This window comes from Bacillus sp. FSL K6-0069, assembly GCF_038007785.1.
GTDB classification, from domain to species: domain Bacteria; phylum Bacillota; class Bacilli; order Bacillales; family Bacillaceae_G; genus Bacillus_A; species Bacillus_A mobilis.
Map to the genome: position 1 here is coordinate 1,818,523 of NZ_JBBOXN010000001.1, position 25,679 is coordinate 1,844,201.

Genomic DNA, 25,679 nt, shown 5'->3' on the forward strand with positions numbered 1-25,679 from the left:
AAAAGAATGCAGAAAAGATTTTATAAAAAATGTCTTTTAGCGTTAATGATTGCTGGGGTGGCAACGAGTAACGCATTTCCTTTACATCCTTTTGCAGCAGAATCAAATGTAAAAATATTGCAAGAAAATGCGAAAAATTATTCTCTCGGACCAGCTGGATTCCAAGATGTAATGGCGCAAACGACATCGAGCATATTTGCAATGGATTCATATGCGAAATTAATTCAAAATCAGCAAGAGACTGATTTAAGTAAAATAAATTCTATTAATAGTGAGTTTAAAGGAAGTATGGTTCAGCATCAAAGAGATGCAAAAATTAACGCGGCGTATTGGTTAAATGATATGAAGCCGCAAATTATGAAAACAGATCAAAATATTATTAATTACAATAATACTTTTCAAACGTATTATAATAGCATGCTAATAGCGATTGATCAAAAGGATAGCGTAAAGTTAAAAGCGGATTTAGAAAAGTTGTATGCGGATATTGTAAAGAATCAAAATGAGGTAGATATATTATTAGGAGATTTGAAAGCCTTTCGCGATAGAATGGCGAAAGACACAAATAGCTTTAAAGAGGATACAAATCAACTAACCTCGATTTTGGCAAGTACGAATGCTGGTATTCCAGCCCTAGAACAACAAATCAATACATATAACGATTCAATCAAAAAGAGTAATGATATGGTCATTGCAGGGGGCGTACTTTGCGTAGCGTTAATAACATGTCTTGCTGGCGGACCGATGATTGCTGTTGCGAAAAAAGATATCGCAAATGCAGAACGAGAAATCGCTAATTTAAAAGATAGAATTTCTGGCGCACAAGCAGAAGTGGCAATATTGACAGATGTAAAAAATAAAACAACAAATATGACTGAAACGATTGATGCAGCAATTACAGCACTGCAAAATATATCAAATCAATGGTATACAGTTGGTGCAAAATATAATAATTTACTACAAAATGTAAAAGGAATCAGCCCTGAAGAATTTACCTTCATAAAAGAAGATTTACATACAGCAAAAGATAGCTGGAAAGATGTAAAAGATTATACAGAAAAATTACATGAAGGTGTAGCGAAGTAAACAGTGGACTAGTTCCGCTGTTTATTTTTTATCCTGTTTTTTGTGAGAGGTGGACTTGTAATTTGATAGATAAATTTCTGATTAAGCTTTTTGTATTTAATGTTTTAATGAAAAAAGCTATACTGTAAGCAAAACTAAAAATTGGAAAGGAAATACTAGAACATGGAAAATTATCTATTATTTATCCTTACAGCAATGTTAATCATAATGATGCCTGGTCCTGGTTTTGCACTAGTTACAAAAAATACTATCTCGCATGGTAAAAATGGTGGGATAAAGACTGTTTTAGGAACGATATCTGGAATGATGATTCATACAATAATGGCTACGTTAGGACTTTCTGCTATCTTAATGAAATTTGCTATGTTATTTACATTTATAAAATATGCTGGGGCAGTTTATTTAATTTACTTAGCTGTAAAGTCAATTAAAAGTGCCTTACATAAAAAAGAAGATATATCAGGTTCGGTAGAAATGGAATCTAAAAATATTGGTGCAATTAAAAGCTTTAGACAAGGATTTACTACGGCAATTTTAAACCCAAAAACTGCTGTATTTTTCCTTAGTTTTTTACCCCAATTTATTGTGAGTAATCAAAATCATTTCCTACAATTTCTTTTATTAGGAGTCACATTTACGACTTTGACAGCAATATGGTATTTACTTTATATCTCACTCATACGTCAATTAAGAACTTTTTTAAGAAAAGAAAGAGTGAATCGTACAATAGAGGGGATTACAGGCGCCGTATTATTAGTATTTGGAGTTAGATTGTTTTTTCAAAAATAAATATGTATATGAAAAGAGAAATAATTATTATTGATTATTTCTCTTATTTACTTATTCCAAAACTACTATTTTACAATTGATTTCACACCTTCATATTGATTTTAAATATATCTAATTTGAACGTTAAAACTGACTTCTTCAATAACCTGACCGGTTTGCTTTATAAGAAACAATCTTACATTATGGGAGCGGGCTGATAACCAGTAGGGGAGGGATAAAAAAACATTGATTAAAGTTTTGTTTTAAATACTAAGTGTAGTAGAAGTGCAGTTAGATAAAATTCAGTAGTCGAAATTTCTTGTATAAAGCTGTATAATGCTTGTAACGAAAAGGAAATACAGGAAAGGATATGTAATGAGTTACTATGGATAAAGATAAACAACAATTAAGCGTTGAAGTTGCAAGATTATATTATCAATCAGATTATAGTCAGCAAGAAATTGCTAACAAATTAAATATTTCAAGGCCGACTATCTCTAGATTATTAAAGTACGCGAAAGAAAAAGGATTTGTTCAAATTAGTATAGCCGATCCATTTGCTGATTTAGATAACGTTGGAAATTTACTGAAAGAAAAGTACAACTTGCTAGAGGCACATGTCGTGTTTTCACCAGTGCCAGAATATGCAACGATTACAGAGTATATTAGTAAATATGCAGCTGAGTATATGGAAAAGACGGTTAAAAACGGTGATATCGTTGGTGTAAGCTGGGGAATGACGATGTATGAAATCGCTAGAAAAATCGTACCACAACATGTAAAGGGTGTAGAAGTTGTCCAGTTAAAAGGTGGTATTAGTCATTCGAGTGTAAATACATATGCGAATGAGACCATTGCTTTATTTGCAGATGCTTTTCAAACGACGCCAAGAAATTTACCACTACCAGTAATATTTGATAATGCAGTGACAAAGGAATTAGTAGAGCAGGATCGACATATTCATCACATTATTGAAATGGGGAAACAAGCGAATATTGCAATTTTCACTGTAGGAACAGTGCGAGACGAAGCGCTGTTATTCCGATTAGGCTATTTCGATAAGGATGAAACAAGTTTACTCAAAGAACAATCAGTCGGTGACATTTGTTCACGATTCTTTGATGGAGACGGAAATATTAGTAGTGAAGAAATTAATCAACGTACAATTGGGATTGAGTTAGAAGAATTAAAATTGAAGAAACGTTCTATTTTAGTTGCCGGTGGTAATAGAAAAATAAAATCAATTGATGGTGCGTTACGTGGCGGGTATGCAAATGTATTAATTATTGATCAGCATACAGCAAAAGAACTGTTACATTATCAAAAAGATTAGAAATAAAAGGCTTTCTCAAGATGTTAATTTTGAGAAAGCCTTTTATTTTTACTATGAGTAAATCAAGGTGTAGTATCTTGTAAAGTATTTGTAAGAAACGCTCTTCATTTGATCTCCCTTTTCAAAGGTTATGGAGTTAGCCATAACATCTCTGTCTACAAAACTCCATCCATCTTGCTCCATCATTTTGATAAAAGGTTCCATTTTTCCGCGTTTTACTAAGTATGGCGATTGATCATCTATCGAACTTACTTCTACTATCTCTTTATTTTGAATAGCCAGTTTAGACATAGCTAAAGCAAATGGAATGGGATTACCTTCTTGGAAAATAACATCCCTTTTTTGAAAAATAAATATGGATAGTAAGGTGCATACTAGCAATGTGAATATAAAGAATTTTGATTTTAACAAGGGGATCACATCCTTTCAATTATAGGTTTATACTATTTTCAATTTATCTCAATAAATTCCTTCGTGAAAAAGAATGAACAAAATTTCAAAAGTGTATTTACATTTGTTCAACTAAGAGTTAGAATGAAGTTGTTAAAAGATATGAGGAGTGAAGATAATGAATATTGCAAAGTTAATTGACCATACAATTTTAAAAGCTAATACTACAAAAGAAGATGTTATGAAAGTAATCGAAGAAGCAAAGGAATATAAATTCGCTTCTGTTTGTATTAATCCTACATGGGTGAAGCTAGCTGCTGAAGAATTAGCTGGACATGATGTAGATGTTTGTACTGTAATCGGTTTCCCATTAGGAGCAAGCACGACTGAAACAAAAGCATTTGAAACAAAAGATGCTATCGCAAAAGGTGCAACTGAAGTTGATATGGTAATCAACGTAGGCGCTTTAAAAGACGGCGACAACGAGTTCGTTGAAAAAGACATTTATGAAGTAGTACAAGCAGCAAAAGGAAAAGCGCTTGTAAAAGTAATTATTGAAACTTGCCTATTAACAGATGAAGAGAAAGTACGCGCTTGTGAATTATCAGTAAAAGCTGGTGCTGACTTCGTAAAAACTTCAACTGGATTCTCAACTGGCGGAGCAACTGCTGAAGATATCGCATTAATGCGTAAAACAGTAGGACCAAACGTTGGTGTAAAAGCATCTGGTGGCGTTCGTACACGTGAAGATGCAGACAAAATGGTAGCTGCTGGAGCTTCTCGCGTTGGAGCAAGTGCTAGTGTTGCAATCGTATTAAATGATGCAAAAGGTGCTACAGATAACTACTAATCATTAATGAAGTCAAAAGCAATAGATACACTTTACTTTGTGTATCTATTGCTCTAATAATTGAAAAAAATGTAAGCGGATACGAATGGGAGGAGACGGCTTATGAAATACTTAATCGGTATTTTTGGCCTCGTATTGATTTTAGGTATCGCTTGGCTTGCTAGTAATGATAGAAAGAAAGTCAAATATCGCCCAATCATAACGATGGTTATATTACAATTTATTTTGGGATTTTTATTATTGAATACAAGTGTAGGGAATATATTAATTAGCGGAATAGCAGATGGTTTTGGAGAGTTATTAAAATATGCCGCTGATGGTGTGAATTTCGTATTTGGTGGATTAGTAAATCAAAAAGAGTTTTCGTTCTTTTTAAGTGTATTAATGCCAATCGTATTTATCTCAGCATTAATAGGTATTTTGCAACACATTAAAGTATTACCTATTATTGTGAAATCTATCGGTCTAGCATTAAGTAAAGTAAATGGAATGGGGAAACTAGAATCATATAATGCAGTTGCATCTGCGATTTTAGGACAATCTGAAGTGTTTATTTCAGTTAAGAAACAATTAGGGTTATTGCCAGAGAAAAGAATGTATACATTATGTGCATCTGCAATGTCTACCGTTTCAATGTCTATCGTCGGATCATATATGGTGTTATTAAAACCGCAATACGTTGTAACCGCTTTAGTTCTTAACTTATTCGGTGGTTTTATTATCGCTTCTATCATTAACCCGTATGAAGTTACTGAAGAAGAAGATATGTTAGAAGTACAAGAAGAAGAGAAAAAGACTTTCTTTGAAGTATTAGGGGAATACATTATAGATGGATTTAAAGTTGCGATTACAGTAGCAGCTATGCTAGTTGGTTTCGTTGCTCTTATCGCATTCATTAATGCAGTATTTAAAGGTGTAATTGGTATCTCATTCCAAGAAATCCTTGGTTATGTATTTGCACCATTTGCATTTATTATGGGTGTACCTTGGCATGAAGCAGTTAATGCCGGAAATATTATGGCAACAAAATTAGTATCAAATGAATTTGTCGCTATGACAGATTTAGCACAAGGAAACTTTAATTTCTCAGACAGAACGACAGCGATTATATCTGTCTTCTTAGTTTCATTTGCAAACTTCTCTTCAATTGGAATTATTGCAGGGGCAGTTAAGAGCTTAAATGAAAAACAAGGGAATGTTGTCGCAAGATTCGGTTTGAAATTACTTTTCGGTGCAACATTAGTAAGTTTCTTATCAGCAACAATCGTTGGCTTATTATTTTAATAGATTTATATCATATAAAAAGGAATGGTGATTGTAATGAGAATGGTAGATATTATTGCAAAAAAACGTGACGGCAAAGAATTAACGACTGAAGAAATCAAATTCTTTATTAATGGATATACAGATGGAAGTATCCCTGATTATCAAGTGAGTGCGCTTGCAATGGCAATCTTCTTTAAAGATATGACAGATCGTGAACGTGCAGATTTAACGATGGCAATGGTGGAGTCTGGAGAAACAATCGACTTATCAGCAATTGAAGGAATTAAAGTAGACAAACATTCAACTGGCGGTGTTGGTGATACAACAACATTAGTATTAGGGCCATTAGTAGCTGCTTTAGATGTGCCAGTAGCAAAAATGTCTGGTCGTGGTTTAGGACATACAGGCGGAACAATTGATAAATTAGAAGCGGTAGAAGGATTCCACGTTGAAATTACGAAAGAGCAGTTCATTGATATTGTAAACCGTGACAAAGTTGCTGTTATTGGACAAACAGGAAATTTAACACCAGCCGATAAAAAGATTTATGCATTACGCGATGTAACAGGAACAGTAAACTCAATTCCTTTAATCGCAAGTTCAATTATGAGTAAAAAAATTGCAGCTGGTGCTGACGCGATCGTACTTGATGTAAAAACAGGTGCTGGCGCATTTATGAAAACAGAAGAAGATGCAAAAGAATTAGCGCATGCAATGGTACGTATCGGAAATAATGTAGGACGTCAAACTATGGCTGTTATTTCAGATATGTCACAACCTCTTGGATTTGCGATTGGTAATGCTCTAGAAGTGAAAGAAGCGATTGATACGTTAAAAGGTGAAGGTCCAGAAGATTTAACAGAATTAGTACTTGTATTAGGAAGTCAAATGGTCGTACTTGCGAAAAAAGCAAATACATTAGAAGAAGCTCGTGAAATGCTAATTGAAGTTATGAAAAACGGAAAAGCAACTGAGAAGTTTAAAGAGTTCTTAAGCAATCAAGGCGGAGATAGCTCAATTGTAGACAATCCAGAAAAAATGCCACAGGCGAAGTATGTAATTGATGTACCAGCTAAAACTTCAGGTGTTATTTCTAACATTGTTGCAGATGAGATTGGTATCGCAGCTATGTTACTTGGTGCTGGACGTGCAACAAAAGAAGATGAAATCGATTTAGCAGTAGGATTAATGTTACGTAAAAAAGTTGGCGATGCAGTAAAAGAAGGCGAACCATTCGTAACAATCTATGCAAACCGTGAAAATGTAGAAGATGTAAAAGCAAAAATCTATGAGAACATTGCTATCGCTGAAACAGCAGTGGCTCCTAAATTAGTTCATACAGTTATTACTGACTAATCATAATTACACTTACTTTGAGGAGGAAATAATATGGATAAGAAAAAATATATTGAAGAAGCAAATAAGATGTTAGCAAAAGCATATATTCCGTATTCAAAATTTCCTGTTGGTGCAGCGTTAGTTACGAAAGAAGGTAAAATCTATACTGGTTGTAATATAGAAAATGCTTCTTACGGTTTATGTAACTGTGCAGAAAGAACAGCGATCTTTAAAGCAGTATCGGAAGGTGAGCGCGATTTTAGTTACTTAGTTATTACAGGAGAAACCGACGGACCGATTTCACCATGTGGTGCTTGTAGACAAGTAATTGCTGAATTCTGTGAACCGAAAATGCCAGTTTTACTAACAAATGTAAAAGGCGACGAAAAAGAAGTAACTGTTGAGCAATTACTTCCAGGTGCTTTCTCGATAGAAGATTTAAAATAAATTGAAAAGCCATTCCGCAATTATGAATTGTGGGATGGTTTTTTTATTTTCAACAATTGAATGTAATATTTTGTTCATATTCCGTTCATAAACTTTGAGTAAAATGATTGCAGCGAATATAGAAAGTTTACAGCAGGAGGAATAAAATGAAGAGATTATATAATGCAGCATTCATTTACTTAATTATCGGTTTATTATCAGGAGTATTTGCAAGAGAGTATTCGAAAGCACAAGGAATTAAAGGAACCACAATGTTGCAATTGGTGCATACACATGTATTAGTGCTCGGTTTCGTATTCTTTTTAATTGCTTTAGCTTTATGTAAAGTGTTTCATGTACAAGAAACAAAGAGCTTTCGTGGATGGTTTGTTGTTTATAATGTAGGGTTAATTTTTACTATTGCTACAATGCTATGGAGAGGTCTTCTACAAGTAAATGGAACTGACTTTAACGGTTTAAGCCATATGGCTGGATTAGGTCATGTTATTATAAGTATCGGGCTCGTTTGGTTTATGATTTTGCTCAAAAAGTCTGTTAAATAGATAGGAGTGGGGAGAGTATGATAGCACTTTTATCAAGTATTTTAGCGGTTTGTATGGCTGTTGGTGTCATGTTTCTACGCTTTAAAGCAGCGAAAAAACCGGTAACGAAAAAGAAAATTATATTACCGCCAATTTTTATGAGTACTGGTGCAATGATGTACTTCTTACCAGAGTTTCGATTAACATCGTTAGAAATAGTAGAGGCAATTAGTGTAGGACTTATTTTCTCTATATTTCTAATTAAAACAACTAAGCTTGAAATAAGGGCCGAACATATATTTATGAAACCGTCAAAAGCATTCATATTTATTTTAGTCGGATTATTGGCTGTACGAGTAGCGTTAAAATCATATTTAAGTCAATCAATTGATTTAGCACAGTTAAGTGGAATGTTTTTCTTACTCGCATTTGCGATGATTGTATCGTGGAGAATTGCGATGTATCGCTCGTATGTTAAATTAGAAAAGACAGTCAACTACCCCCACTGAGATGAAACGTTTCATCTCAGTGGGGGCTTGAGTTCGAACGCTAGGTCTTTTCGTCTATCGCTAGACAGTTTGACGCTCTAGCATCCATGCCACCTTCCGGTAACACCCCAAGTATGTTTTTGGTTGGTACTGGCAACGAACGATTGTTTTCCCACTTGCACCACCCTTTCGAAAAAGAGCAGGTCTTCCTTGTGGAAGAAGCCACCACTCAGATGAATCCGGCGTGTGCTACAAGCCCCGACAAGTCGAGTACACATGGATGGTTGACGCACCCACTAAGCTATGCGCGAAGCAACAGCCTTACATTTTTGCACTTCTAATAGAATCGGCGTTTTCACTTTAAGATTCTCTTCCAATTCTATAACTTTTGATTTTTTCAAGGTATTCAATGCACCGTTAATATCCGCATGAATACATGTTCCTATTTTACATTGGTACAGACCACGAGTCATTCGTTTGCCACTAAAGTGATAATACGTCTTATCATCCTTAGTCCAAACTGGAACCGGATCTTTATCAAGAAAACTAGCTTTTGAGGTATAGCTTTCTTCTTGTTTGAAAAATCGGATACCTTCTTTTATACATTTATTCTCAATTGCCGCAATCAGTTTATGAAACGGGATTTGAACAAAGTTTTGGTTATTCTTTTTCCCCATATCAGATTTTTGTTTCCAGCCAGCGTTATACCCTACGACAACCGTATCTATGTTGCATGCTTTCACTTTTTTGAACAACAAGCCTACCGTTTGTGAAATGTAACCATTTATTTGTCTTTCCCGTTTATGCCAAAGTGCAGCCATTTGATTCGTTACAACGCGTTTAGAGAGTCCATTCTCCACATTTTTCAGTTGCAGATTACGTATCATTTTGTTGAAGTACTGGTTAATGGATTTTAGTTTTTTTCCATCAATTAAAAATGCATCGCCTGTATTTGTTACACAACTTACTAATCTATCTACACCTAAATCGCAACTCAAAGCGTTATTCGTAGTCGTGGATGGTTTCTTCATTTGAGAAACGTGCATGTCATATGTGTAATGCACCTCAAAGAACCGACCTTTTTGCTTCGGTACAATCTCAATGTAGGAGATTTTTTTATTTCTTACGTTTTTCGGCATACGTATTTTAATAGAACCAAATTTTTTTCTAAATGCCACATTCATCGGAATCATCCAATACCCGTTATCATCCACTTTTGGAACTTGATAGATTTCAATGATTCGTTTGTCAGTGGAACGAGAATAATTCGGAAACTTAGGACAGCCTGTGAACTTCTCAGGATTTTTCTTCCACTGTTTCATTGCTTTAAAAAAGCTCTTCACTTCTGTAAATAAACTTCTACGAATCGCTTGAACAGAGTTGGATTGCATGCCCCAGTAATTCATATCGGTTTGCATGGCAGTATCCACTTCTTTTACAGTAGCCATTTTATTATGGTTCAAGTAACTTTGTTTAATGGTATACAATCCAACATTTCGCAACGCTTTTGAACTATGTGACATGCGCTGAAGTAAGCGAAATTCTTTTGCAGTCAAGCAAGCTCGCCCGAGATTTTGTTTTTGCGTGAGTCGTTGCATGTTTTCTCTTTTCTTTTGTTTACGTAATACCTTCACTGCTTTCTTTCTAGCCATTATTTTCACCACCTTTCTTAGAAAGTTCATTACTTTTGACAAATCAATATTTGGAACGCAATGCAAAAATAGTCTTTATCGCAATTCCTATTGGCTCAAGTAACAAAATGATTATGATTATCCAATTTCGGTGTCTTATTATCTATTCCCTCCTTATATAACGGCAGATTGTATCGTAAGACAAAAGAAACAAATATTTACCCCAGGAACATTATTATGAAAGAAACAAAAGAGTTCAGCCTTATTGCCGAAAAGGATAAAAAGAGCTGGAATTTCTAAATAGGAATTCCGGCTCTTTTTATGTTTTATACGATTGTTTTTCTCGCTTTAATTTCATTTGCTTAATTTTAAACGTATTTGAGCATCTTGTAATGCAGCGGGTGTAACGTTAAGACCATGTTGATCAACAATTTTTGTGTTTAATAAAATGGAATCTAAGCTTCCACGAAATGTTTTTGTATAGTTTTGACGCAACATTTGTTGTTCTTGTTTTTCATCAACTGTTAATCCAGATGCTTTTTCTTTTTTTGATAATTCGTTAATACGGAATAAAATGTTTTTCATTTGATTCACCTCTAGTTAAATTAATTACATTAGTTACTTACTAATGTATAGTTATTGTAACTTATCTTTTAATAAGTGTCAATGCCTAGAAACATTCCTTGTTTTGTAAGTGTATGTAGGGATAAAGAATGAAAAAACTAAATACTTGAAATAGAAAAGACGCTAATATACAATACCTTAGTAGGGTATATAAACGTATTATTTTACATTATGGAAGTAATAAGCAAAAAGGAGTATGTATGAATGAATGCAGTAATTTCAAAGAAAGAAACTATCATCTCATATACGATTGCTATTTCATTTATTTTAGCAATGGTAACAGCAGGTGTGTTATTAAATGATCCAGAAGTCATTTTGCCGGAAATAGCAGCAATGGCAGTTGCTTTATGGGCGTATCGTGAGCCAGGGTGGTTAAGACAACCAGAAAAAATCTTTATTGCACCGTCAATAACAGCTGTAATTGGTTTTATGGTGAATCAAATGGATATAGCCTATTTAGGGAAAGTAAGTTTAACACTTGTATTGATGTTGCTGTTTTTACGTGTAATTCAATCTAATTTAGCACCATCTATTGCGACAGGTTTATTACCAATAGTAACAAATGCGACGGAATGGTCATTTGTTATCGCAGTATTCGCTTTTACATTTATTTTAATGGTAGGTGTTCTTATATTTAAATTGAACAACGGTATTGAGCGAAAAATGAATATACAGTATAAATATATGACTGTATTTCTAATATTAAATTTCGTGTGGATCAGTTTATGTTGGATAACTGGTTATGAAAAATTAGCAGTTATTCCACCAATATTAGTTGTCGTGTATGAATCACTTCAAAAGCCGATGTACAATGAAAAAATGGCATTTAAACAAATATTAGTATTAACTACATCAGCAACTGTTGGAACGTTATTGTATTTTTCCATTGATTCATGGATTGTAGTCACTTTATTCAATATGATATTAATGCTTATTTTATTAAAAATCGTTGGAGTACGTATTCCAGCAGCGTATGCATTTCCATTACTTCCGCTCGTATTTCCTGATGAAATGATAAAAATGTTACCAGTAGCTTCATTTGCTGCGGGGGTATTTTTATTTGGTGCAGTACTACTGTATAAAAAGTGGGAGATGAAGCAAAAGGGCATGCAGAAGAGTTAAATATAATTGGCGAAAAAAGGTAAGCTCATTTCACTGTAGCTTACCTTTTGTATGTATTACCAATATAGAGTAGTATCATAAAGGCCAACTAAAATGAGTAGTATCCCTGCTATAAGCTGAATGGTTTTTCCTATTTTTCGGCTCTTTTTAAGTAGTGCCCCATTTAATTCAAGGTAGGAGATGATGAACATTAATATAACAATAGGGAGAGCAGTTCCTATCGAAAAGAATGTTGGAAACAAGTAACCATAATTATATGAGAAAGATAGAGGGATTAACGTTCCGAAAAATAGAACGAACATAGTCGGACAGAAAGCTAAGGAAAAGAAGAATCCAAGTAAAAATGAGCCAACCTCATTTTGTTTCCGTATAAATTTGATTGAGAAGAAATTTCGTCCTTTAATAATGCCTGCCAACATTAGCCCCATTAAAATTAATAAAGGTCCAATTATCTTTCGTAACCACGGGAAGTACAAAGTTAATATTTGCTGAATCTCTTTTCCTAAAAACCATACAAATAGTCCAAGAGTTGTAAAAGCTATTATTTTTCCTAAAATGAATAACAATATATGTTTCCATGCATGTCCCTTTTGTAAAGATTGATTTCCATAAAGTGTAATGGCACTAATGTTTCCTGTTAATTGACAAGGAGCAAGGGTTCCTACTACGCCTAATAAAAACGCAAATAAAAGAGGTACTGATTTCGTAGCATTCGCGACATCCATTAAAGGAGCCATGAGTTGATAGCTCCATTCACTAATTGTTGAAAACACCTTATATTCACCTTTCTAATTAAATTGGAATGTGCCCTCTTTCGTAATCTGCTTCCACGTTTTACCCTCATCTGTAGAAAGGAACACATTTGCTTTCATTGTAGCAAATACTATTTCAGCTGAATTTTGAGGGTTTTGTGATATGTACATAATTGTATCTTTAGGGTCTAAAGGTGGTATTTGTATACTCCTCTCTTCATTTGTAGCAATTGATTTCTTCGTTATGATTTGTTTATTGATGGGGGCGTAAATAACATCTTCATTACTTAATGTAACTGCTGTCGATTCAAGTGATGTAGAGAATAGTTCAAATGTATTTCCGTAATCTGTAGATAAATAAACACCGTTTTTAGCACTTACCGCGACTACACTAGCTTGATCCGGATGTACGGAAAAGGAATGAATCGTACTTGAAAGACCTTTTAACTTACTATTTTTCCAATCTTGTCCGTTGTTCGTACTGAAATAAAAACCTTGTTGTAATTTAGAATTTGGACGCTCATTGTATAAATAAATTGCTTCCGTATTGTATCCGACAGCAAGGTTATGAAAATCAGATTCTCCATAGAATGCTAGCTTTTCAAGGGTATTACCGCCATCAGAACTTTTCATTAACCCTAAAGGATTTTTTAAATTTGCGCCTGGTGCAGGATGACCACTGGCAAAGAATCCGTTCTTCGTTGCCTGAAATCCCATATAATCATGTAGCTCAGTCTTAGTTTCAAGCCATTTTCCATTTTGGTAAACTTTTATCCCGCTATGAGTGGCGATAGAAACTCCAGGCATATTTCCTGCATAGCCAATTCCATGAATGTGCTCGATTTTTCCAGATGTAGTTTCTTTATAGAAGTTTTGCGGAATCGTAGTTGCTGTTTCTGTATTTTGGGGCTGAGATTGCACCGTTTTTTTCTTCACTGGTGCTGTTTCTGCGTTGCTAGAACATCCTGAAATTATGAATAAAGAAGTAATTACTAACCTTGTTGCTACGTAACGTTTCAAAGTTGTAGCTCCTTTCCTATATGTGAGATTTTAAGTGTATGGAATAAATGTCAAGAAATTGTGGAGTAGTATGCATAATTTAGATTGGAAAGGGCTCTAGAAATGAAAATTTTCCTTTCTCTATGGGCACTATTAATTGACGAAAAATTATAACAATAATAGAATGAATTGTATTGGGTAATTAGATTTACAAGTATACATAGAACGCTAGGGGGATTATTATGAAATCAACATTTTTTGCTCAAAATAGAGAACAATTAGTAAACACATTACCAGATGAATCTATTACTATTTTATTCGCTGGACAAGCACCTCATATGTCAGCGGATGCACATTATAAATTTGTGCCGAATCGAAATTTTTACTATGTAACAGGAATTGATGAACCGAATGTTATTTTCATGTTGAAGAAGTTTGGAAATAGTGTAGAAGAAACACTTTTCATTGAAAAGTCAGATCCAGTAATGGAAAAATGGGTCGGTAAAACAGTTTCTAACGAAGAAGCAGAGAAAATTTCAGGTATAAAGAAAGTTGTATATTTAGATAGCTTTGAAAAGACAATGTCAAATATACTTTTTACAGAAAATGTGAAGCATCTATATTTAGATTTAGAGCGTCGTGAGTGGAATGGTACGGAGACAAAAACGCTAGCATTTTCTAAACATGTAAGAGAACAGTATCCACACGTTTTAATTGGTAATGTATATCCGAATATTTGTGAATTACGAGTGTTTAAAACAGAAGAAGAAGTTGAAATTATTAAAGAAGCGATTGCTGTAACGAAAAAGGGCATTTACAACGTACTTAAGCATGCAAAAGCTGACATGATGGAGTATGAGTTAGAAGCTCAGTTTGATTTCACACTGAAATCATCTGGCATTAAGCATCATGCGTTCAATACAATTTTGGCAAGTGGAAAAAATGCTACAGTTCTTCATTATGAAGATAATGATGCACAAATTCAAAATGGTGATTTAGTACTGCTAGATTTAGGCGCTCAAAAAGACTACTATAATGCTGATATTAGTTATACTTTTCCGGCAAATGGAACATTCTCTAGTCGCCAAAAACAAATGTATAATATTGTATTAAAAGCATTGAAAGAAACAACAGAGCTCATTAAGCCAGGGGTAAAGTTTGCTGCATTAAATGAGCATACAAAAAAGGTACTGGCAGAAGAGTGTAAAGCAATTGGTTTAATTCAAGAAGACGAAGAGTTATCGAAATACTATTATCACGGTGTCAGCCATTTCCTTGGTTTAGATACGCATGATGTAGGAACATATAAAGATAGAGTGTTAGAAGAAGGCATGGTTATAACAATTGAACCTGGTCTTTATATTGAAGAAGAAGCAATTGGAATTCGTATTGAAGATGACATTCTTGTAACGAAAGACGGACATGAAAACTTGTCAAAAGATATTATTAGAGAAGTTGAAGAGATTGAAGCGTTTATGAGAGAAAACAATGTAAATATAAAAAAAGATGAAGTTGTTACGAAATAATCATTAGAAGAGGCGCTCAATTTTGGGCGTCTTTTTATTTAGCTCATTGCATATCTCCATATTTTCTTGAAAATCATTTTTTATAATGATTTTGAAAAAGAAAAAGGAGGGGTTTCCATGAAGAGATTTGTGTTAACAGCAGTTACAGTCTCTGTCATATCTTTAATTGCTGCATGTTCTGCGACCACAAATACAACAAACGATCATAAAGATATGAATGATAAAAAAACAACACAGACTGAAACGGCTACAAAACCATTGAAAGTTGAAATAGGACCAGAAGTTACTTTAATAGCGAAAGAAGAAAAACAAAAATTAAGTAACGATGTTATTGTTCCAGTCTGGACATTTAATGGCTCATCTCCTGGTCCAGAAATTCGAGTAAAAAAAGGGGAAAAGGTGAAAGTAACATTGAAAAATGAATTATCTGCACCCGTATCTATTCATTGGCATGGATATCCTGTCCCAAATAATATGGATGGAATTCCAGGCGTGACGCAAGATGCGGTTGAATCAGGAAAAAGTTTCACCTATGAATTTGAGGCGAACATACCAGGAACGTATTGGTATCATTCACATCAAGATTCTGTAAATCAATTAGATAGAGGTTTATATGGAGCGCTCATTGTAGAAGATACAAAGAAAAAATATGATAAAGATTACACAGTAATGTTAGATGAATGGGTAACAGATAAAGAAGAGATTAATAATCAGTTAAAAGAAATGACAAAAGGGCAAAAAGATAATAAATCTAAGGGAAATGAAAATAAGAAAAAGAATGATGATAAGAACGGTATGGATCATTCCGGTATGGACATGGGCAGTGATAAAAAAGACTCTAGTAATATGGTAGGAATGGACCATGGAGATATGAAGATGGAAGGTCATGATATGGGTATGTATGACTTATTCACAATCAATGGTAAAAGCGGTGATTTAGTAGAGCCATTAAAAGTGAAAAAGGGGGATAAAGTCCGTCTTCGACTCGTTAATGCTGGTTATCTATCACATGATATACATGTTCACGGTCATGATATAAAAGTAATTGCGACAGATGGCCAACCAATAAATGATCCAAAAGTTATTAAGGATAAAGTAATTTCAATAGCACCGGGGGAACGTTATGATGTTGAATTTACTGCTAACAATCCTGGGAAATGGTATGTTGAAGACCATTCAGAAAATAAAGGTGCAAAAGGAATGAAAGCTGTTATTGAATATGAAGGTAGTAAAGAGATGAAAGACAAAGCAAACGAAAAAGAGAAGTTATCAAAATTAGACATGACGAAATATGGTGCTAAAAAATTAGGAAGTTTCACGTTAAATCAGCCGTATACTGCCACATATAATATGGACTTGAATACGCAAATGAATGGAAATGAAATGGTATATACAATTAACGGAAAGGTATTCCCAGATATTGACCCAATTCCAGTGAAAAAGGGTGACTTAGTAAAAGTAAAATTAGTAAATCGCTCTAAAATGGACGATCACCCGATGCATTTACACGGTCATTTCTTCCAGGTGTTGAGTAAAGATGGAAAACCGGTAGAAGGTTCTCTGATTGTGAAAGACACTTTGAACTTAAAACCAGGAGAAGAATATGAAGTAGCCTTTGTAGCAGACAATCCGGGTGATTGGATGCTCCACTGTCATGATTTACACCATGCTTCAGCGGGGATGGTAACAGAAGTGAAATATACAGATTATAAATCTGACTATGTTCCAAACCCAAACATTCCTAATAAGCCAGAATAATATGAAGCAGTTATCCTATGGATAGCTGCTTATTCAGTTTCGTTGCAAGTATCAATGTATATGTTGATCATGAGCGGGTGAAGATGGGGGAGTATGATCTGGGAATGTCACGAATACGGCAACGATAATTACCACACTAATTGATAGTAATAACAAAAAACGCCGTTGAATAAAAGTAGAAAAGGTTTCTGATAGAAGCTGAATCATACATGACATAGTTATTGTTATCGTAAGTAAAAGACTAATAAACAGTATACTATGCGCTTGTTGAGCATTTAACATTTCTGTAATCATTGCTCCCATCATGCTTGCCATTAATCCAGAGAACATTCCTTCTAAAGCAGTATATAGGTGAAAACGTAGACCTACTAAAAAACCGATACAACCACTAATCAAAATTGCAAGCAAAGTAGAATATAGTAATTCTCCTTTAAAAAGAATACCGAAATAAAAACCGATACTTAAACCTGTACTCATACTAAAAGACATAATAAATACCATATACTCCATTAGGGTACCATTACGTTTAGAAATATATGATGTAATAAAAATCGAGATACAACAAAGTGTTAAGGCCGTTAATGTGTAAGCGAACATTATGATACCTCCCTGTCCTATCGTTCATTTCATCATATGTTCATATGGAGAGTACTTATGCTTATTTATCTCTGCATATTATCTGCACAATTTCATAATTGTAAGCAAGAAGGCTCCTGATTTTTTAGGGCGTCTTTTTAATTATGAGCATGTGAATGTAAGAGTTAAATGAAGAGTTTCTATTGTGAAGCCATAAAGAATAAGCGTATAATATTATAGGTCTCCCATTTGCGAGACAAACCGCGAATGATAAATAAGATTGTTGTTTTATCATCGCCTCTAAACAGATAGACAATGAAAGTAACACTGGAATACAGATAGGGAGTTATAAAATGAAATTAATTATTGCCGAGAAACCAGATCAAGGTTTGGCTCTTGTTTCACAGTTTAAATATCGCCGGAAAGATGGATATTTAGAAGTAGAAGCGAATGAGTTATTTCCAAATGGAGCGTACTGTACATGGGCAATTGGTCATTTGACGCAGTTATGTAATCCAGAACACTATCACGCAGAGTGGAAAAAATGGTCACTTAATACGTTACCTATGATTCCGGAGCGTTTTCAATTTGAAGTAACAAAGTCAAAGTATAAGCAATTTAACGTTGTGAAACAGCTGTTACATAATCCACAGGTAACAGAAATTATTCACGCGGGCGATGCTGGACGTGAAGGGGAATTAATCGTACGAAACATTATTAATCTTTGTAACGTGCAAAAGCCGATGAAACGTCTTTGGATTTCATCTTTAACGAAACAAGCTATATACCAAGGGTTTAAAAATTTATTAGATGAAGCAGATACAATTAATACGTATTATGAGGCGTATACAAGGTCATGTGCGGACTGGGTCGTTGGTATGAATGCATCGCGTGTCTTTAGTATTTTGCTAAAGAAAAAAGGAATGAACGATGTATTTTCAGCTGGTCGTGTACAAACACCGACACTCGCGTTAATCGTAAAGCGTGAAAAAGAAATAGAAAACTTTAAGTCAGAGCCGTTTTGGGAAGTGTTCGCAACCTTTAATATAGAAGGAAAGAAGTATGAGGGGAAATGGGAGAAGGATAGTGAATCTCGCTTACAAGACCCTGATATGGCAAATAAAATTGCGGCATTTTGCCAAGGGAAACCGGCAGTAGTGAAGGAAATGAAAACGGAGCGTAAAGAGTTTCAGCCACCGCTTTTATTTAACTTATCGTCACTGCAAGCCACGGCAAATAAAGCATTCAAATTTTCACCGAAAAAGACGCTTGATATAACGCAAGCATTATATCAAAAAGGGATTGTCTCTTATCCTCGTTCAGATTCAAACTATGTGACACAAGGAGAAGCAGCGACGTTCCCTGATATTTTACAGAAGTTAAGTCAGTTTGATGAATATAAAGGTTTATTACCAGCTCCAGTTGAATCGATTATGAACAATAAGCGTTATGTGAATGAAAAGAAAGTAACAGATCACTACGCCATTATTCCGACAGAGCAAGTTACAAACCCAAGTAGATTATCAGGTGATGAAAAGAAAATTTACGATATGATCGTAAGAAGACTGATTGCAGCGCATTATGAAGTAGCAATCTTTGACTACACAACGATTACAACTCTTGTAGATGAACGTGCTGAATTCATTTCAAAAGGAAAACAGCAAATTCAAGAAGGTTGGCGTAAAGTTATTTTCCAAGATGATAAAGATGACGAAACAATTCTTCCAATTGTCGCAGAAGGTGAACAAGGGAAAGTTGTAAAGGTGAAAGTGAAAGAAGGAAAAACACAGCCACCGAAGCGTTATACAGAAGGACAACTTATTACGTTAATGAAAACGGCAGGTAAGTATTTAGAGAACGAAGAGCTTGAGAAAGTATTAAAGAAAACAGAAGGTTTAGGTACAGAGGCAACTCGCGCTGGAATTATTACGATGCTGAAAGACCGTAAATATATAGATGTCAAGAAGAACCAAGTGTATGCAACCGATAAAGGGAAAGTATTAATTACTGCAATCGGAGACAAAATACTAGCTTCACCAGAAATGACAGCGAAATGGGAGCAGCGCCTTGCAGAAATCGGCGAAGGCACAGCATCACCGGCTACATTTATGGAACAAACGAAAAAGCTATCAGCTAAAATTATTGAAGATGCGGTAGAAATGTCAGAGAAATGGGATTTCACCGGATTACATGTTGAATCGATTGAACGAAAAGGATCGAAATTTACAACAGGTAAAAAGGTTGGTAGTTGTAAAAAATGTGATGGAGATGTGGTTGATAAATCAACGTTTTACGGTTGTTCAAACTATAATACAACGCAATGTGATTTTACCATCTCAAAGAAAATATTAAGTAAAACAATTTCGCAAAAGAATATGACAAAGCTCTTAAAAGGTGAAAAGACCGATTTAATTAAAGGCTTTACAAAGGGCGAGAAAACATTTGATGCGAAGTTAGAGTGGAAAGATAATAAGATTAACTTTGTGTTTGAGAATTAAGTGGTTTTAACAAATAAAAAAATATGATAATTAAACTATATCCTTTAGAATAGACACTTGAAAAAGTCTATTTTATAGGATATTTTTTTGAATAAGTAGTACTATTTATTTTTAATTTAAATAAAATATACAATAAAAAAATCTTTATAATTGATAATTATTTATTGCAAAACAATAAATTTTGTATTAAAATCAATATCATAATAAATCAGTGAGTTGCTTTATATAGATAGGTAACAATGCTGTTTTTTATTAGAGGAGGTAAAACTATGGACAGTAATAATTTGATTATTGAAAATATGGATAATCCTCATGAGTTGGAGAGAATGTATAGAAAAGACCCGAAAGCTTTTAAAAAGTCATTCTCACAAGCATGGGATAAAAATCCTGATTCTCAGCTGCTAGCTGCTTGGTATGAAAGATTGAATTTCAAGGAGACGGCAAATAAAGAAAAAATATCACTGTTTCAAAAAGGTTTCTTATTCATGGGCATGTTAGCTATTCTAGCTGGGCTAAGCACTAGAATTATTTTCCACTTTGTTGAGCAGGAAGCAATTGCTCCAATTAACTTGGCTTTTGGTGTAATTCCCTTTATCGCTGCTTATTTTATTTACAATAATACTCCGAAAAAAAGTATTATTTATTTCCTTGGAGCGTTGTTCCTAATTGCCGGGTTGTATCTTAATATGTTGCCCTTAAATTATAAAGACAGCAGTATCCTTGCTTATTTACATCTTCCTATATTGTTATGGGTCTTATTGGGACTTGCATTTACGGGAAATGAATATTCAAAAGGCAGTACAAGATTAGCGTATATTAAATTTAATTTAGAATATTGTCTTCTTTACGCGAGCATGGCAGTGAGCGGAATGATATTAGCAGTTTTCACCATGAAGTTATTTAGCTTCGTTGACTTGGATATAGGAAAATTCTATTTTAGTAATGTTGTATTATTTGGAGCTGCCGCTCTCGCTGTAGTGGCTGCATACTTAGTATCATTGAATCTTAAATTTGCTAAAAATATTACACCATATATAGCTAAAATTTTTAGTCCTCTCGTCCTGATTACATTGTTTATTTATCTTATAACGGTAATTTTGGTCGCGAAAAATCCATTCTTGGATCGTAATTTCCTCATGGCCTTCAACGTAATACTACTTGGTGTATTGGCTGTTACTATATTTTCTATCGTTGAGAGTGAGTCAGACGAGAAAAAGAGCATTTCAGATTATATAAACGTTGCCTTAATTGCTTTGGCACTTATTATTGATACTGTAGCTTTGTCAGCTATCGTATTTAGACTTTCTTCTTACGGGATTACACCTAATAGACTTGCTGTTTTAGGCGTAAACATACTGATCTGGGCAAATCTCATTTGGATTATGTTTTCCTATATGCGTTTTCTACAAAACAAATCAGGACCGACAGCTATCCAAGACGCCGTTACGAAGTATTTGCCAATCTACGGACTTTGGGCAGCTTTCGTCATATTTACTTTTCCTATTATGTTTAATTAGAAAGACTTTGTTAATATAGCGTGTCTAAAACGTATAAAATCTTTAGAGCTGATAATTATCGTTACTTCTATGATTTCTCGACAATAAAAAAACGTCCTAAAGTAGGACGTTTTTTGTTATGTATATCGCTTTTTTTTCTTAATAAGCAACAACACTTGTGAAACACAAGCAAGTACTGGCAGTTCAATCAACGGACCAATAACGAGTGCAAGCGAGATAAGAGGTTCGTCTGGAAAAGCCGTCACGGCAATAGCGAGTGCAACAGGTGAGTTTCTTGCTAATGTTGTTAAGTTTAGACTTACTGTATCTTTATAAGATAAACGCATTATGCGTCCGATAAATTGTCCTAGTACAAAATTAATAATGAAGAACAATAGAACAGGAATGAGTAATAGTAAAACGACATTCATATTTTGTAGTAAATATTTTCCTTGTGATGCAAACATCGCTACGATTGCTAAACTTAAAAATACAATTTGAGCAGAGCTGAAAAACGGAATGAGTGTATTCTCGAGTGTTTCAGTTTTTTTCAGTTTATTCATAACGAACTTTGTAGCGTGTGCAAGTACAAATGGTAAGACGATTACGATAACTATACTTTCTACTAAAACAGAAACCGCTACAGTCTTCATGACACCAGCAAATAAAAATAAATAAATGGGAAGGAGTAGTACTTGCAATAATAAATTTACAGGCAAAATTGCAGTAGAAAGTGCTACATTTCCTTTCGCTATTTCAGTAAAGATTAAGTACCAATCTGTACATGGAGTAACCATTAACATAATAAATCCAACCCAAAGTGCCGGATGATCTGAAAGAAATAGTGCTCCTAATCCCCAAGCGAGTAAAGGTGTCCATAAAAAATTAATGGTAAGGCTCGTTCCAGCGAATTTTAAATTACGAAATCCATTTTTTATTTCTTTCAATGGAATGCTGAGGAATAATCCATACAGCATGAAAAATAAGAAGGGGACAATAAATTGCTCTGCATACATATATATCAAATTAAATTGTCCGAGTACGATGCCGCATGTAACAGCAAAAAGAATAATAAAAGTTTGAATCTTTTCTATAGTGCTCATGAGTAAATCCTTTCTAAATATGAATTGCCCTCTCTACATTCATTATACAAACAAAAAAGTACAATGGGTGTTTAAATTGTATTTGGGTTTTATTTTTAATTCGAGATATTATTTTTTATTTAAAGTTACTTGACTAAAGTAAGTGATTTGTATTACAATCACTTACATAAGGTAATTAAATAACAAAAAGTTTTGGGTATCTTTACTTAAGGTATCAATTGGAACTTTTTATTAGAATAAGAATTTTTATGATGATGAATAATGAATATGATAAGAAAGTTTAGGTGAAAAAAATGGGATTATTTAGCTCGTTATTTGGTAAAAAAGAAGAAAATACAAAAGTAGAGGGGAATAAAACAATGTCAAAAGTATTATTTGTAAAAGCAAACGATCGTCCAGCGGAGCAAGCAGTTAGTTCAAGAATGTATGAAACATTTGTAAGTGCTTATAAAGAAGCGAACCCAAATACAGAAATTACGGAGTTAGATTTATTTGCATTAGATCTTCCGTACTACGGAAATATCGCTATTTCAGGTGGATATAAACGTAGTCAAGGAATGGAATTAACAGCAGAAGAAGAGAAGGCTGTAGCAACGGTAGATCAATATTTAAATCAGTTTTTAGAAGCTGATAAAGTTGTATTTGCGTTCCCGCTATGGAACTTCACAGTGCCAGCACCATTAATTACGTATATTTCATATTTATCTCAAGCTGGAAAAACATTTAAATATACTGCAAATGGTCCAGAAGGTTTAGCTGGTGGTAAGAAAGTCGTTGTATTAGGGGCGCGTGGTTCAGATTATTCTTCAGAACAAATGGCTCCTATGGAAATGGCAGTTAATTATGTAACAACTGTACTTGGATTCTGGGGAATTACAAACCCAGAGACGGTTGTAATTGAAGGACACAATCAATATCCAGATCGTTCACAACAAATTGTTGAAGAAGGTTTAGAGAACGTTAAAAAAGTAGCGGCGAAATTTTAATTGATAATAAATGTAAAAAACCAACATGGATGACCATGTTGGTTTTTTAGTCTATTTCTATGTTAAAAAATGTATATTTATAAAATAAAAGAAAAGTTTGAAAATAGTATTGCAAAATATTATATTTCAAACTATAATGAGGTCAAGAATAGTTGATACTTAAGTTAAATATTCAGAAAATTCAATTAGTTAAAAATGGAAATGAGATAAAAGGATTGGAATGGAGGTTATATTATGACGAACAAAGTACCGTTTTCGTTCATAGTAGTTATTGGTTTAATGTTATTCGCACTATTTTTTGGAGCAGGAAATTTAATATTCCCGGCAATGCTTGGTCAATCGGCAGGAGAGAATGTATGGATTGCTAACGCTGGATTTTTAGTAACTGGTGTTGGTTTACCGTTACTAGGAGTATTAGCATTTGGTATTTCAGGTAAAGAGGATTTACAATCGTTAGCAAGTCGCGTGCATCCAGTATTCGGAATTGTATTTACGACAGTTTTATATTTAGCAATTGGTCCGTTATTCGCTATTCCGAGAACAGGCAGCGTTTCTTATGAAATTGGTATTAAGCCGTTCGTGACAGAAGGTTTCAGTTCTACAGCACTTATTCTTTTTACAATTGTATTCTTTAGCATTACTTGTTTTTTTTCGCTAAATCCCGCGAAAATTGTCGATATTGTAGGGAAAATCTTAACGCCAATTAAATTAACGTTCATTGGAATTTTAGTAGCATTTGCTTTTATTCATCCAATGGGAGAAATGCAAGCACCTGCAGAGGCGTATACATCACATGCGTTCTTTAAAGGGTTCCAAGAAGGTTACTTAACAATGGATACGTTAGCATCATTCGTATTTGGTATCATCATCATAAATGCGATTAAAGAAAAGGGCGCAAAAACGAAAAAAGATATTATGATTGTTTGTGCAAAAGCAACACTTATTGCTGCATCTATTTTAGCAATAATCTATTCAGCACTTTCATTTATGGGAGCTTCAAGTGTTGCAAAACTTGGCCACTTAGATAACGGTGGTGCAGTATTAGCAAAAGTTTCAAACTATTATTTCGGGTCATACGGCGGAATTATATTAGGGATTATGGTTATAGCAGCATGTTTAACTACTAGTGTTGGACTAGTCTCAGCTTGTTCTTCATTTTTCCATAAGTTATTCCCAAGCGTTTCATATAAAAAGATTGCAATTGTATTATCAGTGTTCAGTGCAGTTGTTGCGAATGTAGGTTTAACACAATTAATCGCAATTTCTGTTCCAGTATTAATCGCAATTTATCCATTAGCAATCGTATTAATTTTCTTAACACTCCTTCATCCATTGTTTAAAGGACGAGCAGAAGTGTATCAAGGTAGCTTGTTAATAACATTTATTGTAAGTATGTTTGATGGATTAAATGCAGCTGGTATGAAATTGGCAGTAGTGAACGATATTCTAACTAAGTTACTTCCAATGCATGAAGTTGGACTAGGTTGGATTTTACCAGCACTTATTGGCGGACTGATCGGATACGGCATTAGTATTGTGAAAGTAAAAAATGAAGTTCAACCAACAGCTAGTGCGAATAAGAAAATAGGGTAAATAAAAAAGTTATAGAACTTGTTTCTATAACTTTTTTTGTTACTATTAATAATGAAAGAAAATAAAGTAGTAGGGGAAATAAAATGAAAAAAACAATTGATCATATTGGCATCGCAGTTCGAGATATAGATAGCACGATACGTTTTTATGAAAATGTGTTATTAGGAACTTTAATAGATCGTTACGTAAGTGAAGCTCCTGGTGTGGAAAGCGAAGTAGCCATTCTTGAAGTGGATGGAGATAGAATTGAATTACTTGCACCGACGAATAATACGACTTCACCAATTGCTCGATTTATAAAGCAAAAAGGTAAAGGCGTTCATCACGTTGCATATCGTGTCGATGATTTAGATGTAGCTTTAGAAGAGTTAAAAGAACAAGGTATTCGAACGTTAGAGCATACACTTCGAATTAATAAACACGGCAGAAGATTAATATATCTTAACCCAGCGGATACAGAGGGAACAATCATTGAGTATTGTGATTATCCGGAAGAGAAATAAAGTTCAACCTTAAGCAAAGGAGTTA

24 protein-coding genes are annotated in these 25,679 nt (G+C 34.1%); 17 read left to right on the plus strand and 7 right to left on the minus strand.

Features of this window, described 5'->3' with window-relative positions; all coding sequences use genetic code 11:
- Positions 1-6 precede the first annotated feature (6 nt).
- From nheC to MHB74_RS09410, 3 genes are all read left to right on the plus strand, one after another.
- Positions 7-1,086 carry a non-hemolytic enterotoxin NHE subunit C gene (gene nheC / locus MHB74_RS09400; RefSeq protein WP_061680204.1) on the plus strand — a complete coding sequence of 360 codons (1,080 nt, stop codon included), beginning with the start codon at positions 7-9 and terminating at the stop codon, positions 1,084-1,086.
- Positions 1,087-1,248: 162 nt separating this feature from the next.
- Positions 1,249-1,875 (plus strand): LysE family translocator, encoded by a 627-nt coding sequence (locus MHB74_RS09405; RefSeq protein WP_061680205.1) that lies wholly within the window; start codon positions 1,249-1,251, stop codon positions 1,873-1,875.
- 364 nt (positions 1,876-2,239) lie between these two features.
- On the plus strand, positions 2,240-3,187 hold the full coding sequence (locus tag MHB74_RS09410; RefSeq protein ID WP_061680206.1) for a sugar-binding transcriptional regulator: 948 nt from the start codon (positions 2,240-2,242) through the stop codon (positions 3,185-3,187).
- A gap of 51 nt (positions 3,188-3,238) precedes the next feature.
- On the opposite strand, the gene MHB74_RS09415 is transcribed toward MHB74_RS09410, so the two are convergent.
- Positions 3,239-3,598 carry a hypothetical protein gene (locus MHB74_RS09415; protein WP_061680207.1) on the minus strand — a complete coding sequence of 120 codons (360 nt, stop codon included), beginning with the start codon at positions 3,596-3,598 and terminating at the stop codon, positions 3,239-3,241.
- Between the two features lie 157 nt (positions 3,599-3,755).
- Between MHB74_RS09415 and deoC the strand changes: the two genes are divergently transcribed.
- From deoC to MHB74_RS09445, 6 genes are all read left to right on the plus strand, one after another.
- Positions 3,756-4,427 (plus strand): deoxyribose-phosphate aldolase, encoded by a 672-nt coding sequence (gene deoC, locus MHB74_RS09420; RefSeq protein WP_001017444.1) that lies wholly within the window; start codon positions 3,756-3,758, stop codon positions 4,425-4,427.
- Positions 4,428-4,529: 102 nt separating this feature from the next.
- On the plus strand, positions 4,530-5,711 hold the full coding sequence (locus tag MHB74_RS09425; protein ID WP_000876170.1) for a NupC/NupG family nucleoside CNT transporter: 1,182 nt from the start codon (positions 4,530-4,532) through the stop codon (positions 5,709-5,711).
- A gap of 36 nt (positions 5,712-5,747) precedes the next feature.
- The gene (locus tag MHB74_RS09430; RefSeq protein WP_061680208.1) at positions 5,748-7,049 is read left to right on the plus strand and encodes a pyrimidine-nucleoside phosphorylase; all 1,302 of its coding nucleotides are present in this window, start codon (positions 5,748-5,750) and stop codon (positions 7,047-7,049) included.
- A gap of 33 nt (positions 7,050-7,082) precedes the next feature.
- Entirely contained in the window at positions 7,083-7,478 is a 396-nt protein-coding gene (locus MHB74_RS09435; RefSeq protein WP_000358522.1) for a cytidine deaminase, read from the plus strand.
- Between the two features lie 146 nt (positions 7,479-7,624).
- Entirely contained in the window at positions 7,625-8,020 is a 396-nt protein-coding gene (locus MHB74_RS09440; RefSeq protein ID WP_061680209.1) for a DUF2871 domain-containing protein, read from the plus strand.
- Between the two features lie 17 nt (positions 8,021-8,037).
- Positions 8,038-8,508, plus strand: a complete 471-nt coding sequence (locus tag MHB74_RS09445; protein WP_061680210.1) for a CcdC family protein — start codon at positions 8,038-8,040, stop codon at positions 8,506-8,508.
- 275 nt (positions 8,509-8,783) lie between these two features.
- On the opposite strand, the gene MHB74_RS09450 is transcribed toward MHB74_RS09445, so the two are convergent.
- Together MHB74_RS09450 and MHB74_RS09455 are read right to left on the minus strand one after the other, a co-directional pair.
- On the minus strand, positions 8,784-10,139 hold the full coding sequence (locus MHB74_RS09450; RefSeq protein ID WP_098374477.1) for an RNA-guided endonuclease TnpB family protein: 1,356 nt from the start codon (positions 10,137-10,139) through the stop codon (positions 8,784-8,786).
- A 333-nt stretch (positions 10,140-10,472) separates the two neighbouring features.
- A complete protein-coding gene (locus MHB74_RS09455; protein ID WP_000789775.1) occupies positions 10,473-10,703 on the minus strand; it encodes a DUF896 domain-containing protein in 231 nt (76 codons plus the stop codon).
- A 243-nt stretch (positions 10,704-10,946) separates the two neighbouring features.
- Between MHB74_RS09455 and MHB74_RS09460 the strand changes: the two genes are divergently transcribed.
- The gene (locus MHB74_RS09460) at positions 10,947-11,864 is read left to right on the plus strand and encodes an HPP family protein (RefSeq protein WP_061676823.1); all 918 of its coding nucleotides are present in this window, start codon (positions 10,947-10,949) and stop codon (positions 11,862-11,864) included.
- 56 nt (positions 11,865-11,920) lie between these two features.
- On the opposite strand, the gene MHB74_RS09465 is transcribed toward MHB74_RS09460, so the two are convergent.
- Positions 11,921-12,637: a sulfite exporter TauE/SafE family protein gene (locus tag MHB74_RS09465; RefSeq protein ID WP_257144662.1), complete on the minus strand. Its 717-nt coding sequence runs from the start codon at positions 12,635-12,637 to the stop codon at positions 11,921-11,923.
- 15 nt (positions 12,638-12,652) lie between these two features.
- Positions 12,653-13,636 carry a F510_1955 family glycosylhydrolase gene (locus MHB74_RS09470; protein WP_061676824.1) on the minus strand — a complete coding sequence of 328 codons (984 nt, stop codon included), beginning with the start codon at positions 13,634-13,636 and terminating at the stop codon, positions 12,653-12,655.
- Between the two features lie 221 nt (positions 13,637-13,857).
- On the opposite strand from MHB74_RS09470, the gene MHB74_RS09475 reads away from it, so the two are divergent.
- Positions 13,858-15,141: an aminopeptidase P family protein gene (locus MHB74_RS09475; RefSeq protein ID WP_061676825.1), complete on the plus strand. Its 1,284-nt coding sequence runs from the start codon at positions 13,858-13,860 to the stop codon at positions 15,139-15,141.
- A gap of 117 nt (positions 15,142-15,258) precedes the next feature.
- Positions 15,259-16,899 carry a multicopper oxidase family protein gene (locus tag MHB74_RS09480; RefSeq protein ID WP_061676826.1) on the plus strand — a complete coding sequence of 547 codons (1,641 nt, stop codon included), beginning with the start codon at positions 15,259-15,261 and terminating at the stop codon, positions 16,897-16,899.
- 51 nt (positions 16,900-16,950) lie between these two features.
- On the opposite strand, the gene MHB74_RS09485 is transcribed toward MHB74_RS09480, so the two are convergent.
- Positions 16,951-17,496 carry a hypothetical protein gene (locus tag MHB74_RS09485; protein ID WP_061676827.1) on the minus strand — a complete coding sequence of 182 codons (546 nt, stop codon included), beginning with the start codon at positions 17,494-17,496 and terminating at the stop codon, positions 16,951-16,953.
- Between the two features lie 332 nt (positions 17,497-17,828).
- Here MHB74_RS09485 and topB point away from each other — a divergent pair, with 332 nt between their 5' ends.
- Both topB and MHB74_RS09495 read left to right on the plus strand, forming a co-directional pair.
- Positions 17,829-19,973 (plus strand): DNA topoisomerase III, encoded by a 2,145-nt coding sequence (gene topB / locus MHB74_RS09490; RefSeq protein ID WP_061676828.1) that lies wholly within the window; start codon positions 17,829-17,831, stop codon positions 19,971-19,973.
- A 269-nt stretch (positions 19,974-20,242) separates the two neighbouring features.
- Positions 20,243-21,490 carry a DUF4153 domain-containing protein gene (locus MHB74_RS09495; protein WP_061676829.1) on the plus strand — a complete coding sequence of 416 codons (1,248 nt, stop codon included), beginning with the start codon at positions 20,243-20,245 and terminating at the stop codon, positions 21,488-21,490.
- Positions 21,491-21,606: 116 nt separating this feature from the next.
- Here MHB74_RS09495 and MHB74_RS09500 read toward each other — a convergent pair whose 3' ends face one another.
- Positions 21,607-22,572 (minus strand): arsenic resistance protein, encoded by a 966-nt coding sequence (locus tag MHB74_RS09500; protein ID WP_061676830.1) that lies wholly within the window; start codon positions 22,570-22,572, stop codon positions 21,607-21,609.
- 293 nt (positions 22,573-22,865) lie between these two features.
- Between MHB74_RS09500 and MHB74_RS09505 the strand changes: the two genes are divergently transcribed.
- From MHB74_RS09505 to MHB74_RS09515, 3 genes are all read left to right on the plus strand, one after another.
- Positions 22,866-23,558, plus strand: coding sequence for an FMN-dependent NADH-azoreductase (locus tag MHB74_RS09505; protein WP_061676831.1), 693 nt, complete (start codon positions 22,866-22,868; stop codon positions 23,556-23,558).
- Between the two features lie 234 nt (positions 23,559-23,792).
- The gene (gene brnQ, locus MHB74_RS09510) at positions 23,793-25,151 is read left to right on the plus strand and encodes a branched-chain amino acid transport system II carrier protein (RefSeq protein ID WP_061676832.1); all 1,359 of its coding nucleotides are present in this window, start codon (positions 23,793-23,795) and stop codon (positions 25,149-25,151) included.
- Between the two features lie 83 nt (positions 25,152-25,234).
- The gene (locus tag MHB74_RS09515) at positions 25,235-25,654 is read left to right on the plus strand and encodes a VOC family protein (protein WP_000750850.1); all 420 of its coding nucleotides are present in this window, start codon (positions 25,235-25,237) and stop codon (positions 25,652-25,654) included.
- The last annotated feature ends 25 nt before the right edge of the window (positions 25,655-25,679 follow it).